General features: G+C 57.2%; 14 protein-coding genes. 7 read left to right on the top strand and 7 right to left on the bottom strand.

Translation table 11 applies throughout. The features are described 5' to 3' along the window. From ACF8AM_RS08925 to ACF8AM_RS08910, 4 genes are all read right to left on the bottom strand, one after another. Positions 1-1,135, bottom strand: a 1,135-nt coding sequence (locus ACF8AM_RS08925) for an NAD(P)/FAD-dependent oxidoreductase (RefSeq protein WP_392555300.1), incomplete at its 3' end; no start/stop codon positions are given. Beyond that, positions 1,132-1,887 (bottom strand): methyltransferase domain-containing protein, encoded by a 756-nt coding sequence (locus ACF8AM_RS08920; protein WP_392555299.1) that lies wholly within the window; start codon positions 1,885-1,887, stop codon positions 1,132-1,134. The genes ACF8AM_RS08920 and ACF8AM_RS08925, both read right to left, overlap by 4 nt. Then, positions 1,884-2,882 carry a 2-hydroxyacid dehydrogenase gene (locus ACF8AM_RS08915; protein WP_392555298.1) on the bottom strand — a complete coding sequence of 333 codons (999 nt, stop codon included), beginning with the start codon at positions 2,880-2,882 and terminating at the stop codon, positions 1,884-1,886. Before ACF8AM_RS08915 ends, ACF8AM_RS08920 begins: the two co-directional genes overlap by 4 nt. Then, a complete protein-coding gene (locus tag ACF8AM_RS08910; protein WP_392555297.1) occupies positions 2,879-4,252 on the bottom strand; it encodes a prolipoprotein diacylglyceryl transferase in 1,374 nt (457 codons plus the stop codon). Before ACF8AM_RS08910 ends, ACF8AM_RS08915 begins: the two co-directional genes overlap by 4 nt. 354 nt (positions 4,253-4,606) lie before the next feature. Here ACF8AM_RS08910 and ACF8AM_RS08905 point away from each other — a divergent pair, with 354 nt between their 5' ends. The 5 genes from ACF8AM_RS08905 to ACF8AM_RS08885 all read left to right on the top strand — a co-directional run bounded on the left by ACF8AM_RS08905 (position 4,607) and on the right by ACF8AM_RS08885 (position 9,269). Next, positions 4,607-4,810, top strand: coding sequence for a hypothetical protein (locus tag ACF8AM_RS08905; protein ID WP_392555302.1), 204 nt, complete (start codon positions 4,607-4,609; stop codon positions 4,808-4,810). Between the two features lie 271 nt (positions 4,811-5,081). After that, positions 5,082-6,419 (top strand): hypothetical protein, encoded by a 1,338-nt coding sequence (locus ACF8AM_RS08900; protein ID WP_392555296.1) that lies wholly within the window; start codon positions 5,082-5,084, stop codon positions 6,417-6,419. 38 nt (positions 6,420-6,457) lie between these two features. Then, the gene (locus ACF8AM_RS08895; RefSeq protein ID WP_392555295.1) at positions 6,458-7,588 is read left to right on the top strand and encodes a P-loop NTPase; all 1,131 of its coding nucleotides are present in this window, start codon (positions 6,458-6,460) and stop codon (positions 7,586-7,588) included. Positions 7,589-7,642: 54 nt separating this feature from the next. After that, positions 7,643-8,398: an SDR family NAD(P)-dependent oxidoreductase gene (locus ACF8AM_RS08890; protein ID WP_392555294.1), complete on the top strand. Its 756-nt coding sequence runs from the start codon at positions 7,643-7,645 to the stop codon at positions 8,396-8,398. A 121-nt stretch (positions 8,399-8,519) separates the two neighbouring features. Then, positions 8,520-9,269 carry an MIP/aquaporin family protein gene (locus ACF8AM_RS08885; protein WP_392555301.1) on the top strand — a complete coding sequence of 250 codons (750 nt, stop codon included), beginning with the start codon at positions 8,520-8,522 and terminating at the stop codon, positions 9,267-9,269. Between the two features lie 49 nt (positions 9,270-9,318). On the opposite strand, the gene ACF8AM_RS08880 is transcribed toward ACF8AM_RS08885, so the two are convergent. Next, positions 9,319-11,673: an ATP-binding protein gene (locus ACF8AM_RS08880; protein ID WP_392555293.1), complete on the bottom strand. Its 2,355-nt coding sequence runs from the start codon at positions 11,671-11,673 to the stop codon at positions 9,319-9,321. A 509-nt stretch (positions 11,674-12,182) separates the two neighbouring features. Between ACF8AM_RS08880 and ACF8AM_RS08875 the strand changes: the two genes are divergently transcribed. Both ACF8AM_RS08875 and ACF8AM_RS08870 read left to right on the top strand, forming a co-directional pair. After that, positions 12,183-13,121, top strand: coding sequence for a hypothetical protein (locus tag ACF8AM_RS08875; RefSeq protein WP_392555292.1), 939 nt, complete (start codon positions 12,183-12,185; stop codon positions 13,119-13,121). Between the two features lie 7 nt (positions 13,122-13,128). Continuing rightward, positions 13,129-14,091 (top strand): hypothetical protein, encoded by a 963-nt coding sequence (locus ACF8AM_RS08870; RefSeq protein ID WP_392555291.1) that lies wholly within the window; start codon positions 13,129-13,131, stop codon positions 14,089-14,091. Positions 14,092-14,127: 36 nt separating this feature from the next. Here ACF8AM_RS08870 and ACF8AM_RS08865 read toward each other — a convergent pair whose 3' ends face one another. Both ACF8AM_RS08865 and ACF8AM_RS08860 read right to left on the bottom strand, forming a co-directional pair. After that, positions 14,128-14,556: a hypothetical protein gene (locus ACF8AM_RS08865; protein ID WP_392555290.1), complete on the bottom strand. Its 429-nt coding sequence runs from the start codon at positions 14,554-14,556 to the stop codon at positions 14,128-14,130. A gap of 19 nt (positions 14,557-14,575) precedes the next feature. Further along, the gene (locus ACF8AM_RS08860; protein ID WP_392555289.1) at positions 14,576-15,583 is read right to left on the bottom strand and encodes a DUF1559 domain-containing protein; all 1,008 of its coding nucleotides are present in this window, start codon (positions 15,581-15,583) and stop codon (positions 14,576-14,578) included. Positions 15,584-15,890 lie beyond the last annotated feature (307 nt).

Raw genomic sequence — 15,890 nt, 5'->3', positions numbered from 1 at the left:
ACAATTGCCGACGGCGGTTTTGAAACGTCACTGCTTGTGAATCCCAGTGTGCACCAAAATCGCCCACACCGTTAGGCGTCAATTGCGTCAACCGATACAAAGCCCAAAAATCAGCCACTGCTAAACCGCTCTCGATTCCCCAGGTCATTCCCTCGCCGGTGAGCGGTTCCACGTACCCGGCTGCGTCGCCAATGGCGACAACCCGCCCTTTTCCGCTAACTCGCTTTCGCCTCAGTGGAGGTGTCGTCTGCCACTGGGCGTCCCCCAAGAACCAACGTTCCAATTGTCGAGCTTGCGACCAACTGAATCTTCCAGAGCCCAGCAATAAAGACAACATCTGCGTTTGAATGGCTCGCCGCCCCCCTCCCGTGGCGGAATTCAATTTCCGTCGCGGATGAATCGCAGCTGCTAAATCCAAACCGCCATCAGGCAGCCGCACGATCCCGATGTATCCATCACGTCCACAATGCATTTGGATCTCACCCTCATCCAACTGCCAGCCAATTTCTTCGGCTTCCGACTTGCTCATCTGCGTGGAAACACCCAATGGCCCTTGCGGCGTTTCGATCCAACCAAGGTCCGGAGCTGATTTCTGCCGGAACCGGCCGGTCAATCCCGCGGCCACCACGACCAGATCAAACGCTTCCGGTGAATCCATTCCCCCATCGATCCAAACTTGCTCATCGGACTGTGCGACAATGGTTGCTTCGCAAGGCTGACGCACCTCAACACCGGACTGGACCGCAAACTGAAGCAGATGCGAATCCAACTTTGCTCGCGATATCGCGACGCCTGGGCGGAAGGGAATACAAACGCCCGGCACTGGCTGCCTAACCGCACCGCGATCTGCGACGGCCGAAGAGTCAGACGCAGACGATTGAAAAATCCCTCGAAAAAATTTGGTGGGCACCCCCAGTTCCCGGACCGACTGGCCGACCCCGATCGCATCCAGTGCCGACAATCCCGCGGCTCCCAAGCAACACCCACAAACTTTTTCGCGAGGAAACCGTGATTTCTCAAACAACGTGACCTGGGCTCCTCGCTGAACGAAACGAGCCGCTGCTGCGCACCCAGAAACGCCGGCACCAATGAACGAGACCTTTCCGAGGCCTCCCTTATCATCGCGGGCGATCAAGGGATGGCCCCTGACAAAATGGGTGAAGCACTGCCCACCAATTCAGCCACACAGGCTTGGTCGATCACCGCTAGAAAACGGCAAGGAAACGCGATCCGAACCGGAATGTCGTACCCCATCGCTTGTCGAAGAAGCGCAGCGAACTCAGGCCGATTGAACGCACCTCGAACACTGGCGGTTGCATCGTGGTGCACCACATCGCTTCGCGAAACCAAACGGGACGCGACCGCGACCAAGGCCGTGTTGATCTTGGAGCGATCCAGATCACAAATCACGACAGCCCGCTCGCTCACACGCCACATCTCTTGGATCAGCCGAACGGCTTGGTGGTTTTCCAAGTGGTGCATGAACAACGAATTGGTCACCACATCAAACCCGGAGGGCAATCCATCGACCAAGCAATCTCGCACCACCGTTCCCATCGTCACGCCAGCGGCCTTGGCTTTTTCCGACGCAAAATCCATTGCGTATTGGCTGCGATCCAGCGAGGTGACTTCCATTCGAATGCCTTCCCGCTTGGCTCGACACAACCAATCAATCGGCAAATCGGCACTGCCACTGGCAACATCCAATACGCGCAGAGGTCGACGTGGCTGCTGTGCCGCCAAGCGAACCAGTCGAGGATAAAAGACTCTCGAAACCAGACTGAGCCGGTTCAATCGAGCCAATCCAGCGAGAGCGAGTCGATGACGCTCCGGATCCAATCCGGGATCGTCCATCCACTCATCACAGCGAAGACGTGCAGATGTCATGATGGCGTCGCAACCACCTCATCGACCAGATCATCCCCCCGACCGAATGCGTCGATGCTTTGAAGTGTGGTGTGAGCAATCGTCTCCAATGCCTCCCGGGTGAAGAACGCTTGATGGGAGGTGATCAAAACGTTGGGGAACGTCATCAATCTTGAAAGCACATCGTCTTGCATGACTTCCTGAGAAAGATCCTCGAAAAACACGCCCGATTCTTCCTCGTAAACATCCAAGGCAAACCCGCCCAACTGGCCGGATTTCAATCCTTCGATCGCCGCAGATGCGTCCACCAATCCACCACGCGACGTGTTGATCAACATAGCGCCGCGTTTCATTTTGCGAAGCCGATCGGCATCGATCAAATGGTAAGTTTCTGGCGTCAACGGGCACTGCAACGAAACCAAGTCGGACTCCGCTAACAGATCATCCAAACCGACATACTCACCGAGCTGCTTGCCCTCTTCGTTTGGAAACCGATCGTACAACAACACCCGACACCCAAACCCGTTCATGATTTTTGCCAGAACACGACCGATTGCTCCGGTTCCAATCACACCGAACGTTCGTCCCTGCAGATCGAATCCCAAGAACCCGTCGATGGAAAAGTTGTTCTCACGCACGCGGTTGTAGGCTTTGTGAATTTTCCGGTTCAAAGTCAAAATCAAACCAACCGTATGCTCGGCGACCGCATAAGGCGAATAGCGAGGAACCCGCACGACGCGAACTCCGAATTCCGCGGCCGCATCCAGATCCACATTGTTGATCCCAGCGCAGCGCATCGCCAACAATCCGATTCCAAACTCGCTCAGCTTCTCTAGCACGGACCGATCGAGCGTGTCGTTGACGAAGGCACAAACGGCATCACATCCTTCCACCAGAACCACCGTGGACGCGTCGAGTCGGTGCTCCAAGAACGCAAATTCATGCTCGAATTCTTTTGCGGCCGCTGACAAGAACTGCTCGTCATAGGGCTTGGTGCTGAAACAGGCAATTTTCATAAGTCGCTCGCGCTCGCCAAGGTACCGGTCTCGCTTTCCGCCCCCCCTCGCCAACGGATGATCAATGTCACCACGCTCGCCGCGATGACCACCAAACTGACCCACTGAGAAATTGACAAGGAGGTTCCAAACTGTCCTTTTTCATCCACGCGAATCCACTCCAACACGATTCGCAATACGCCGTAGGCGATGAATCCGATCAGCATCAACACGCCAGGACGACGCCCCCCTGCGTCAGCTTGCTCGATCTCGGTTTCGCTCGCCTGCTTGGGTGCTCGGTGCAGAACTCGTTCCACGATCAACAAAACCACGAACATGACAGCAGCAAAAACCGAGCTGATAATTTGGGTGCCCCACACCGGTTCCGCAATCGACGGCAGGTCCTGGGGCGAAAATCTTGCCAGAACTTCGTCGTCTTTTAGCACAAACACACCGGGCAACGCTTCTTCCACCGGCCGGTCCAACGGCACCTCGTCTCGATAAGAACTGTCCAAAGCGATGGTCAGCGTTTGTCCCGCGTCGATTCCCGCTTGGCTGGCCAAGGAATCCGGACGCACCGAATCAACAACCAATTGAGCCTGTCCCGGCGAAACCTCTTCCTCGGCGGAGACTGGGTGCCCTTGGATTCCCAGCAATTCGCCCGAGAGCAATTGTTCCGCGTGGACCTGCGAACCTGCCGGGAACCGCACCGCCAACGGGCCCGCTTCACAAGCACCGCCGTAGCAACACCCGTTCATCAAGCACCCCAGGCGGCCAAACAACAATCCCACAAAGACGCAGGGAATGATCACGTCCCCGATTCGCCAAATGGGTGTCCCGTGGCGTTTGAGCGCAATCATCGAAGCGATGAAGCCACCGATGAATCCGCCGTAAACGACCAAACCACCCTGGTTCAGCGCCGCCATCGACATCAACGTTTCCGTCCAGGTCGGCCGCAGAAAATCGTGAAAGTACTGCGTGACGTAGAAAATCCTCGCCCCCAGCAATCCGCCGATGAACGTCCAGGGCGCCAACTGCAAAATGGAATCGGCCCCCAATCCAGCTCGCTCCGCCCGCCAAGCGGCCAGCCCCACCGACGCGATCGCGGCTAGCATCAGGAACATGCCGTACCCACGGACCGCCACACCGACCGGTTCCCCCAGCGAATTGACCAGTTCGGTTCGCGGAACCACAAACACCAAAATCACGGCTGCCGTCAGTGCAAAACCCGCAATTTGACGAATGGCTGCCGCAGCCCCGACGCCACCGCGGCGAGATTCCCAGCCCACAAAGGCCAACACGGCGATCACCAAAAAAAACAACGCCCAACCCACCCCAAAAATGGGCCAGCCCGCGAATTCATGAGGGATCAATAACAGCGTCCGACGCATGGTTGCCTGTCAAAAGAGAGTCTGTCCATTCAATGCGTGCGAAACCCGAACCACGCTCGCCAGCACGAATTTCCGGTAGCACACGCCTTTATCGTCGCATCGTTCCGGCTAAAACGATAGGCGGATTGCCTCCAGACAACTGTTGCAAGCAGTCCAATCCGACCGAACTGCGACGAGGAAATAGCGAAATCACGTGAACTTGGGTATTTTCTTTTCGTTGAACTATACTGACGGCCAAACCTAGAAGGCGAGTTTGTTATCCTTGCCACGCGAGCTGGTACGCTCGCCCATTCCGGGGCCCTGCCCCGATCTCACTGCACCCTGATTTTCCGACATCGATTGAGGTTCCCGTCCATGCCCAAGGCGCTTTGTCTAATCAGCCTTGTGGCGTCCATTTTGCTGCTGGTGCTTTTCGGAGCCGACCTGCTGCTCGGCCTGGCTGGAATGAACGACATGGCTCCTCTCGGGTCGGCCAGCATGCTGATGAACCTTGGATTCGTCATCTTTTCTGGACTGCTCGCCTTTCTCAGCTTCACCACCTATCGCGAACAACGCTAGCGTGTCTTCCCGCGACTGTCCTTGGTCGTGACGTTTTCTCTCGGTCACTCTTCTCGACCGCTCTCGCTGCGTTCCAGCAGCCAGATTCGTCCCTCGCAAAGCTGTTCCGGAACTGCTCCCGCCCGCTTCGGCGCAGTTCCCTCAGGACGCCCCAACCACACCCCCTCCTGCCCGCAACTGCTAAACTGCCCCTCAGACGCATGCCTCGCCAGCGTCTGCCTCCCGTTCGGGCCCTACCTCCATGTCCCACCTCGCTGCCGGAGCACCCTCGATGCCCCCATCCTCCCCCCTTCACCGTCGCCAATTTCTCGCGACCAACCTGGTCGCTGGCTCCGCGCTGGCAATGCACGCCTGTTCACAATCTTTTGGAAAAGAATCGACCAGCGAAACCGGACCATTGGAAACGTTCGTTCCCACTCGTACGATCACACACGGCCCAAAGTTCCACTGGTTTGGGTATTACGACAAACAAGAATTCGACCCCACCGGCCGCTTCGTGCTGTCCAACCAAGTCGACTTCGAAGGCCGCAGCCCCCACGCGGATGATCGCATCGGCGTGGGCTACGTCGACACCGCCCAAAACGACCGATGGATCCCGCTGGGAACCAGCCAAGCGTGGGGATGGCAGCAAGGTTGCATGCTGCAGTTCGTCGGCAAAGACGGCAAACGCGTTCTCTGGAACGATCAAGATGGTGACCGGTTCGTATGCCGCATCCGTGATTTGGAATCGGGACTGACAAAAACGATCGATCGGCCGATCTACACGATCAGCCAAGACGGACGGACCGGTCTATCAGCCGATTTCCGACGTATCAACAACCTTCGCCCGGGCTACGGTTACTCCGGTTTGGCCGATCCCCATGTGGACGAACGGGCCCCGGAGGAATCCGGAGTGTGGCGTGTGGATCTGCAATCCGGCCGCAGTGAACTGGTCCTGTCCCTGGCCCAAGTCGCTCAATTGCCCTGGCCCGATGGCGACAAACATGCTGACGCCTGGCACTACTTCAATCACCTGCTGATCAACCCATCGGGTACGCGGTTCATTGTCCTGCACCGATATCGCCCCGAGTTTGATCCGGCGACACTGAAATACAAAGGTGGCTTCGTCACGCGTATGTTGACCGCCAACATGGACGGTTCCGATCTGCACGTGCTCGATCCTTCCGGGTACACCTCGCACTTCATTTGGAAAGGCGACGATGCCGTGACGATGTGGACCCGCCCGGCCGGCCAACCCAACGGCTTCTACGTTTTTGAGGACCAAACGGACGTCGTTCACCGGGTCGGGGCCGACAAAATGCCGACCAACGGTCACAACACTTACCTCGCTGGCAACTATGGGGATTGGATTCTGAACGACACCTACCCAAGCAAGTCTCGACGCCAAACGGTCTATCTGTATCACGTTCCCAGCGATCGCCGTTTTGATCTGGGGCATTTCCCTTCGCCCAAACGCTACACCGGCGAGTGGCGGTGCGACACGCACCCGAGATGCAGCCCCGATGGCCGCACCGTTGCCATCGACAGCCCCCACGCGGTTGACCAGAACGAAGGCGGACGCCAAGTTCACCTGCTGGACATCGGCGAATTGCTGGATGCCAACTCGTGACACCGCTTCCCTGGTCTTGATCGCCCCTGGTTTTTGAAATGACGACTCCCGTCGAACCCGACGCCCTGATCGCCTCGCTCCGCGAACGAATTGGCCAACACCCGGACCCTGAAACCGGACGCCCCATCCAAAGCACGGGGCAATTGGGTGAAATCACGCTGGACGGCGACACGGTCAAACTGTCCGTCGGGATCACATCCCACTGCCAACCCATCGCGGACGAAATCGCGGACACGATCCGCGATCTGGCTCTGACCGTTGCCCCTGGCAAAACGATCGAAGTTGCGACGCCGGTCCACGCCCGACCACCCGCTCGCTTGGGCCAGGTCGGATTGAAAGCCAAAAGCGTGATTCTGGTCGGCAGCGGCAAAGGTGGCGTCGGCAAGAGTACCGTGGCGACATCGTTGGCGCTGACGCTTCGCCGACTCGGTGCCAGCGTTGGTCTGATGGATGCCGATGTGTACGGTCCCAGCGTCCCGCACCTGCTCGGCCTGTCTGGTCGGCCAGCCATCTCCGAAGACAAAAAGATCGAACCAATTCGTCTCGGCCCCAACGGCGAATCAGGCGTCCCGCCGGAGACCGCTGGTGCCATGCCAGTCATGTCGATGGGATTTTTGCTGGAACCGGACCAAGCCGTGATTTGGCGAGGCCCGATGCTGCACGGATCGATCCAACAATTTCTCCGAGACACCTCCTGGGGTGAACTGGATTATTTGGTCATCGACATGCCACCAGGCACCGGCGACATCGCTTTGACCCTTTCGCAAGCGATTCCAATCACCGGCGCCGTCGTGGTTTGCACCCCACAAGAAGTCGCGCTGTTGGATGCGGTCAAAGCCATCAGCATGTTCCGCAAGGTCAACATTCCGATCGCGGGAATGGTCGAGAACATGAGCGGATTCAACTGCCCGGATTGCGGCAAGACCTTCGACATCTTCGGCCGTGGTGGGGCACGTGACAAAGCCGAACAACTCAGCGTTCCTTACCTGGGCGGATTGCCGATCGACATCGCGCTTCGTGAAGCTGGCGACGCTGGCAAATTGGCTGAGGTGCTTGCCAACGATCAGCGTGCTCGCGCTCCGTTCGACCAAGTCGCTCGGTCGCTGGTTCGCAATCTCGCAGCCAAAGCTGCATCGGCGCCCCCCAAAGCCTCGCTTCCAACGCTGTAGAATCAGCACGTTGCTTGACTTGGCTTGTCTCTTCCCATCCCCAACGAGTTCTTGATGTCATCTCATCCACGTCCCGTCGCGTTGGTCACTGGCGCCGCCACGGGAGTTGGCCGAGCCTGTGCGATCGGGCTGGCACGGCAAGGTCACGATATCGTGATCAATTACTCACGCAGCGAGACCGAAGCCCAACAGACGGCTGCGGACGTGGAATCCATCGGCATGAAAACCATGTTGATTCGGTGTGATGTTTCAATCGACGATGACGTCCGTGCGATGCTTCACCAAATTCGCGAAACGTTTGGTCGCTTGGATTGCTTGATCAACAATGCGGCAACGACGGAATTCATCGAACACGCCAAACTCGAAACCCTGACGGAACCGATGTGGGACCGCATCCTCGGCGTGAACTTGAAGGGTCCCTTCTTTGTCACACGAGCCGCCGCTGAATTGCTTCGCGAAGGCGAGGGTGGCTCCGTCGTCAACGTCAGCTCCGTTGCCGGTATCACAGGGTCGGGTTCCTCCATCGCTTACTGTGCCAGCAAAGGTGGATTGAACACACTCACGAAATCGCTGGCCCGATCCCTCGCACCCAAAATTCGCGTCAACGCGGTTTGCCCCGGCCCGATCGACAGCCGCTGGATTCGACAAGGCAATCCCAATTGGGACCTCGATGAAATGGTCGCGGACTACCCGCTGCCCAAGGCATCTCAGCCGGAAGACATTGCTGACGCGGTCCTGTTTTTCGCAACGGGAACCAGCATGACGACCGGCCAATTGCTCCCCGTCGACGGCGGGCAAACCCTCGGCTGAGACCAGTTCCTCAAGTTCGAGTCGACCTGCCTTGAACGGTGGGAAAAGGGACTGGGCTGGCGACCAATCCCTTGCATTTCAAATTGCCGCCATTCACTCGCAAATCGAAGAAGGTGGATCGATGCATCCGTATGTGGCAGAGTTCGTTGGAACCATGTTCCTGATTTTGTTTGGCAATGGAGTGGTCGCAAACGTCGTTCTCCCCCAAACAAAAGGGAACGAGGGGGGCTGGATTGTGATTGCAGCAGGATGGGGAATCGCTGTTTTCATCGGAGCATTCTGTGCCAATGAATACAGTGGAGCGCACCTGAATCCCGCCGTCACGCTTGCGATGTACCTCGCCGACGAGAGCTTCACACTGACCGACAGCGGCGGTTACGTTGTCGCACAAATGCTAGGCGGAATGGCCGGGGCGTTGCTGGTCTATGTGTTCTACCGCGAACACTTCCGACAGGCGGCCGACGATCCCGATGGCATGCTGGCCTGCTTCAGCACGGCCCCCAACATTCGCAATCTTCCGCAAGCGTTTGTGTGCGAAGCGATCGGCACCTTCGCATTGATCTTGCCCATCTTTTTGATGGTGGCACCAGGCTTCAGCTCCGGGGCCGAACCGGTCGAGAATGCCCCCGTATTGGGCCTGGGATCGATCGGGTTGTTGCCAGTTGGTTTGCTCGTGTTTGGCATCGGTCTGTCGATGGGCGGAACCACCGGGTATGCGATCAACCCAGCCCGAGACCTTGCCCCGCGACTGATTCACGCTCTGCTTCCTATCCAAGGGAAACAAGGCAGTGATTGGGGGTATGCCTGGGTTCCCGTGCTGGGCCCACTCACCGGTGCTGCTTTGGCTGTCCTGGTCAACTCATTCCTATAAGAATGCAACTCGGTTGCGGATTCCTTATGCCTGGAATCCAAGCTCAAATTCAGCCTCTCGTCTCCCCCTGGCGTTCCATTTCTTCCCGCAATTGATTCGCGCGAAGGAGACGACGTTCCGCCAGATCATCGAGTCCGATTTCACGTGTGTATCGGGCCACCATGCTGACTAACTTTACATGGTCGATGGGCTTGGACAAATAATCATCGCAGCCGCCGTTGAGACATCGATCCCGGTCGCCTTTCATTGCATCCGCGGTGAGGGCGATGATCGGCCAATCAATCCCAGCGGAACGCAACAACGTCGTCGCCTGCAGCCCATCCACTCGGGGCATTTGCATGTCCATCACGATCAAATCAAACGGGTCGCCCGCGTCCCGAGCCTGGATCGCCGCGTCCACGCCTTCCTGACCGTCCTCTGCGGTGGACACCTTCGCGCCCGCCTTTTCCAAAAAATGCTGGCTGATATGACGGACATCTCGCCGGTCATCCACCACCAACACACGGCAGTTCAACACAGGGGTTTCGACCGACCCGTCCTCCGGTCGAGGCGTTTGCTTGACCAGTTCGGGCTTCACCAACTCGACACCATCCATCGAATGCACTGGCAACCGAACGAAGAACGTCGACCCTTTGCCCAATTCGCTGTCGAGTGACATTTCGCCTTCCATCATCTCAATCAATCTCTGACTGATTGCCAGCCCCAACCCACTGCCTCCGTACTTTCTCGTCACCGAGGCATCGCCCTGTGAAAATGGTTTGAACAACCGATTCTGCTGTTCTTTGCTGATGCCAATGCCAGTGTCGACAATGGAAAATTCAATCACCGGCGGATCGGCTCCGTTCACGAAGCACACTTTCAACTGCACGCTGCCCTCATTCGTGAACTTGATCGCGTTGCCAATCAAGTTGATCAACACCTGTCGTAACCGAGTTGGGTCGGTCTCAATGGACAGTGGAACCTTGCCTTCGAATACGACTTGAAAATCAATCTTCTTTTCGTCCGCCCGGACCTGCATCAAAGACTGAATGTCGCCCACCAATCGTAGCAACGGAACCTGTTCTGTATCCACACTGAGTTTGCCGGCCTCGATGCGTGACAAATCCAGAATGTCATTGATCAACGACAACAGGTGCTCCCCGTTGCGTTTCATGATCATCACGCAATTCCGGTTGTCGGGATCTTCCAAGTGCCCCAACAACACATCGGCATACCCCAGAATGGCGGCCATCGGGGTTCGAATTTCGTGGCTCATGTTGGCCAAGAATTCACTCTTGGATTGATTTGCGGCCAACGCAATTTGCTCACTTCGCTGCAAGCGTTCTTCCTGACGTTTGCGTTCCGTCACGTCCGCCACGGTGCCATCGAAACTGGTCAGCACAGCGGCACGACGTTGCTTGTGAACGCGAGCGATCCCCTTGCTCGACACCCACCGAATCGAACCATCCGCATGCACGACGCGGTACTCGACAGAATATGGCGAAGGATCCAGAGGCGACATCGACGCTCGCATCGCTTGCCGAACCCTCGCGCGATCATCCGCATGAATGCGTTTCAGAGAATCCTCAAAAGTCATTTCCTCTTGTTCGACACCGTGGATTCGGCGGTACCGTTCATCCGTCCGCAGAGTGTTGGTCTTGGGATCAATGTTCCAGGCCCCCATTTCAGCGGCATCCAGTGCCAACTGGACTCGTTCACGAGTCGAGTTCAACATCAGCGCATCCCGTTCGGCCTTGCGGCGGTTGCGTTCCAGCAGATACAGCACGCTGCCCACCAGAATCAAACCAATCAACGTGGAGGACACCGAAGTGACAATCCCACTGCGGTAGGCTCGTGTTGCCATCGCTTCACGCACCACCAACAAGTCCTCTTCGATTTTTCTCATCGAGATGGCTTTTTTCTCGATGTTGCCCATCAAATCGCGACGCGAATTTTCGATGACAGCGTCGCGGGCTGCTTCCGGACCTTCTTTCTCTCGGACCTCCAAGACAACATGGAGGTGCCGAATGCGTTCCTCGACCAAGGGTCGAAGTTCGTCAAACTTGGCTCGCTGAACCGCGTGATCTTCGGTCAGCTCTTCAAATTCTCTCAGCCCTTCCTGAGTGCGCTGGACGGCGACATGGAACGGCTCCAAATGCAGCGAATCACCGGTGATCAGATAATCCCGTTGGCTCCGCTCCGCATCCGTCACCGCGCCTTCAATCTCGGCCAAGGACGCCAGCACCTTCAACGTCAGCCCAACTTTGAGCCGCGTTTCCTGAAGCTCGCGAATGTTGTTGAACGCGATCACCCCGCTGATGACCAACACGATGATGACCGCCGCCACCGCCAACGGATTGACCAGGCTGCGAGTCAGACTTTGTTGATTTTCGGTAGTCGCGGTTGAATTCACCCGTGCTTCCATCCTCGAGTGAAAGAACACTTGGAAAAGAGCTCACGTCACGCTGACGGGCCACAATGCACGATGTCTCGCCAAACACCACAGGATGTGTGCGGATCCACGTCCCGCTTCACAAATGCAACAAATCGCTCCACCGCTGCTCGGACGACTCCAACAGATTGCCGGGGCGTGTCAACGTGAAATTGAAATCCATCCTACCGGTTTGGTCAATTGCGCTGCGAGCTCGTGCCGAAGGTGACTCAGCGGAGGACCTCAACGCAACCTGCATGAAGTGTATTCTCTCAATACAATTCAGTGCGATAAAGGCCCAAACCAATGCAAGCGAAGACCAATCTGAATCGAACGGACTGAATCAACTCGAAGCAAATTCGCCACCACGCGCCCCAAACCCCAGCAAACGCAGCCTTGCTAATGCCGGAACTCCCCTGCCCTCACCCCACCTTTTTGATCTCGCCGTTCCGCAACACCCTGCCTGCTTTCCTGTCCCCTGAAAGAAACCAAGCCCCTCTCGAATGTCCGCAGCGGAAATGACCACCGAGCCTGACCTGCAAGAGATTGCCTGCCAATCCTGTGGGGCTGCGCTCACAGGTATGTCTGGCTTGCTGGCGACAATCTGCCCGTATTGCGCCTCGCCATCGGTGATCCAGCGGCCTCCGTCGGCCAATCGCCCCAGGCCGACCTTCGCCATTGGTTTCGCGATCAACCAAGAACGTGCGACCGAACTGGTCAAGCAATGGCTCAGCCGAGCCCACTGGTTCGCTCGTTCTGATTTCAAACGCGCCGCACCCGATTGCACCCGCGGGGTTTATCTGCCCGCTTATCTTTACGGTGCCGTCGCGGACACACAGTACTCAGCGAGCATTGGCGAGAACTACACCGAAACGGAAACCTACACCACGACCGACTCAAAAGGAAAACCCGTCACGAGAACACGGACCGTCACCAAAACGGAATGGCGAAGTCTGACGGGGCACCATTCGTGCTATGTCCTGGATGTTATCGTCACCGCTTCGCAAGGCACCGACAACGATTCGCTAGAAGCCATCGAACCGTTCGACCTGCGAGCCCTTCGCCGATACTCGCCCTCCATCATCACGGGATGGCTCGCGGAACTTCCCTCCAAGGACCAAACCACCTGTTTCAAGCTCGCTCACGCTGAAACGGTCGCCAAAGTCGGGGCACAACTCAAACACTTTCTACCAGGGGACTCTCATCGCAACCTGCAACATCGGACACAGTTGTCTCGCGAGGTGATTGATCTGACGCTTCTGCCGATCTGGTGCTTCGCGGTCCGTTACGACGCAAACGAACCTCCGGTCCAGATCTTGGTCAATGGGCAAACAGGGCGCGTGGCGGGCGATGTCCCCACCTCAACCACCAAGGTTGCACTGGTGATCGGTGCCGTGCTGCTGTTCATCGCTTTCATCGTGCTTCTTTTCGCCATGCAGTGAGTCGACGATGCCCGAAATCATTTCTCTTTGCTCTCGCTGCGACACACCACTCGAACAAGGTGACCTGCGCTGTTCGATCTGCGGTCAATCCGCACCTCCCAGCGTTTCGCCCAAGCTGCAAACAACCGCCAAGATTTTGCGTTGCAAAGGCTGCGGGGCCGCTGTCGCTTTCGATCCAGAACACCAAGCACTGCGATGCTCGTTCTGCGATGGCATCGTTGAGATCGAAACCATCGTGGACCCGATGGAACAAACCGAAGCCTATTTGCCATTCGTCCTGACTCCCGATGACGCTCAGCGGGCGCTGCGACAATGGTTGGGTTCACTGGGTTGGTTCCGCCCCAGTGACCTGACTTCCGCTTCTCACATCGACGATCTGCACCCGCTTTACTGGGTCGCCTGGGTCTTCGACACCGAGTGCAAAATCAGTTGGGCGGCTGACTCCAATGCCAATTCACAACGATCAAGTTGGGCACCCCACGCCGGACAAACCGACGTGGTGTTTCAAAACATTCTCGTGTCCGCCTCACGCGGGCTCTCGCAAGCCGAAGCCGTTGCCGTCAGTCAAGGTTTGGACCTGCGAACTGCTCGAACGGAACCCAATCTCAAAGATGGCGTCACCCGAGAGCAATTCGATGTCCAGCGATCGCAAGCCCGCCAGCAAGTCCGCGATGCGTTGCGACGGATGGCACAAACACATGTCGAGAACACACAGATTCCCGGTTCGCGATTTCGCAACGTGCACGTGGAAACTGTCGTGAAAGGATTGACCACTCGGCGATTGTCATTGCCCGCCTACGTGCTGGCCTATCGATACCACGACCAACTTTACCGCGTCGTGATCAGCGGCCAAAATGCGACCCACCTGACCGGAACGGCACCCTACTCCACCGCCAAGATTGTGTTGACAATCGCTGCCGCCGTCGTTGCCGCGATCTTGTTCCTGATCCTGATCGCCGCCGCCCAGTGACGCCACCAAGCGACGAAGCGTCTTCGCGGCAGCGAACTATTGCTTGCTGGACAATCGGATCGTGCCGGCGTCCCAACGATCGCCTTCTGGGACGGTCCACTGGATCGTGGATTGACCTGGTTTTGCGTAGCGTCCGTTCAACTGATCTCCTTCTTGCGCCCGCGTGACAATGTTGAATTCACTCCACACAAACGTCACGTCGTAGGTTCCCGGTTTCGCTCCATCTCCCTGAGTCATGGTGCTGATTTCAAACCGTCCACCTTCTGATGAGATGCCTCGTGCGAGTGTGGGTGCGTTCTCTTGTGGATGCAGTTCAATCACGACCCCAATCGCGGGCTGACCATCGACTTCCAATTTGCCGCTGACGGGAACCATTCCATTGTCCGGCTTGGACGCAGTGCACCCGCTCCCGAACGAAAACAGCAACACCACTCCCCAAAATCCTCCCCACCTCAACACAGACATCCATCGCCACTCCAGCACCCTAGCTTCCATCTTCCGCCCCCGTTTCTCGACCACGTCGTGTGATCTGAGCTGCTAGCACCTTCGGCTCGATGCTGGTGTTGGTGAAACGAATCGAACCATCCGCAAACGCGAAATGACATCCACCCGTATGAAAGCTATGAAACCCGAAACCACGTGCATTCGTGCAATTGATCGCACACGGCCCACCCACCGGCGGCCAACTCAATCCGCTTTGCAATGAACCCTGCAACCAATGCTCGCCGTTGAGCAAGTCTCCCCAACCGCCACCTTCAACGCCAATCAACGCCGCAGTCGCCACTGGATCTTCACGACCGGCACTGTAAACCACATTGCCTCCGGTCCGCTCGCCAAACAACGTGGTGTGGGACAACCCATCCAAGATATCAGCGAACCGGCCATCGTGATCCCCGCCAAAGACCTGACTGACCACCTGCAACGCCCCTTCGCGGCCACCCGACAATGTCGCCCCATAAGCGAAGTTCGCATACGCCCCACGCACGCCAGTGCTGGGACAAAAATCCGCAGGCGCCAAATTGGTTGCCGTGAACGGCAACCCAGCAGGAGTCGAATCAAACAGGTAGCGACGTGACTCGATCCCTCCCGGTGACGAAGGGCAAACGAACATGGACATCGGAGTCTGCAAAGCCGACACGTTACCAGGGCTCAGTTGATCGACTGACAAGATGCTTTGGTCGATTCGATCGTACAAACCTTGCTGTTCCAACTGAGGCAAAATCGCCGTCATCCAGTTGCCCCCGTTGAATGACTTCGGTGGCGTTTCCAACCACCAAGCGCGCGGCAACTTTCGATACGCGGAATGATAGTTGTGAATCGCAAGTGCCAACTGCCGAGATCGGTTGCTGCAATCCGTTCGCCGCGCCGCTTCCCGGGCCGCTTGGACAGCAGGCAGCAACAATCCCACCAGCATCCCAATGATCGCAATCACAACCAACAGTTCCACCAGCGTGAAACCAAGTCGCACATTCGCAAATGAAACAGAAGCCATTTTGCAATGGTTGCTGACACCATCTCGTGATTGTCGCCTCATTGCCGATTGCCCTCTGCATCTCTCGCCTGTCGCAACATTTCGGCACATCGGTTCTTTCCGATTTCCACCGCCGATCAGCCAAAGCCCTCAGCACGTTTGCGCAGCCCCAACCAATCGCTTTGCCTGACTGCACTGCCCTGAGCGAAACACCAGGGACCGAACACCAAACCATCCCAGCAGAATACACCGACCTGGGGCCCCTGAACGCCCCACAGCGAGAATTTCAACCTACAAATTCAAAGCGGGCCGTCAGGAGGCATTGCTG

Source organism: Rhodopirellula sp. JB055 (genome assembly GCF_043100905.1).
Taxonomy (GTDB): domain Bacteria; phylum Planctomycetota; class Planctomycetia; order Pirellulales; family Pirellulaceae; genus Rhodopirellula.
The sequence above is the reverse complement of the archived record's forward strand: the minus strand, read 5'-3'. Positions and strand labels throughout refer to the sequence as shown.

What these genes read in the sequence shown, in the direction of transcription:
- ACF8AM_RS08890 (WP_392555294.1), top strand. Translation starts at nt 7,643, where the DNA reads ATGTCATCTCATCCACGTCCCGTCGCGTTGGTCACTGGCGCCGCCACG.
- ACF8AM_RS08870 (WP_392555291.1), top strand. Translation starts at nt 13,129, where the DNA reads ATGCCCGAAATCATTTCTCTTTGCTCTCGCTGCGACACACCACTCGAA.
- ACF8AM_RS08900 (WP_392555296.1), top strand. Translation starts at nt 5,082, where the DNA reads ATGCCCCCATCCTCCCCCCTTCACCGTCGCCAATTTCTCGCGACCAAC.
- ACF8AM_RS08860 (WP_392555289.1), bottom strand. Translation starts at nt 15,583, where the DNA reads ATGGCTTCTGTTTCATTTGCGAATGTGCGACTTGGTTTCACGCTGGTG.
- ACF8AM_RS08885 (WP_392555301.1), top strand. Translation starts at nt 8,520, where the DNA reads ATGCATCCGTATGTGGCAGAGTTCGTTGGAACCATGTTCCTGATTTTG.
- ACF8AM_RS08865 (WP_392555290.1), bottom strand. Translation starts at nt 14,556, where the DNA reads ATGTCTGTGTTGAGGTGGGGAGGATTTTGGGGAGTGGTGTTGCTGTTT.
- ACF8AM_RS08895 (WP_392555295.1), top strand. Translation starts at nt 6,458, where the DNA reads ATGACGACTCCCGTCGAACCCGACGCCCTGATCGCCTCGCTCCGCGAA.
- ACF8AM_RS08910 (WP_392555297.1), bottom strand. Translation starts at nt 4,252, where the DNA reads ATGCGTCGGACGCTGTTATTGATCCCTCATGAATTCGCGGGCTGGCCC.
- ACF8AM_RS08905 (WP_392555302.1), top strand. Translation starts at nt 4,607, where the DNA reads ATGCCCAAGGCGCTTTGTCTAATCAGCCTTGTGGCGTCCATTTTGCTG.
- ACF8AM_RS08875 (WP_392555292.1), top strand. Translation starts at nt 12,183, where the DNA reads ATGTCCGCAGCGGAAATGACCACCGAGCCTGACCTGCAAGAGATTGCC.
- ACF8AM_RS08915 (WP_392555298.1), bottom strand. Translation starts at nt 2,882, where the DNA reads ATGAAAATTGCCTGTTTCAGCACCAAGCCCTATGACGAGCAGTTCTTG.
- ACF8AM_RS08920 (WP_392555299.1), bottom strand. Translation starts at nt 1,887, where the DNA reads ATGACATCTGCACGTCTTCGCTGTGATGAGTGGATGGACGATCCCGGA.
- ACF8AM_RS08880 (WP_392555293.1), bottom strand. Translation starts at nt 11,673, where the DNA reads ATGGAAGCACGGGTGAATTCAACCGCGACTACCGAAAATCAACAAAGT.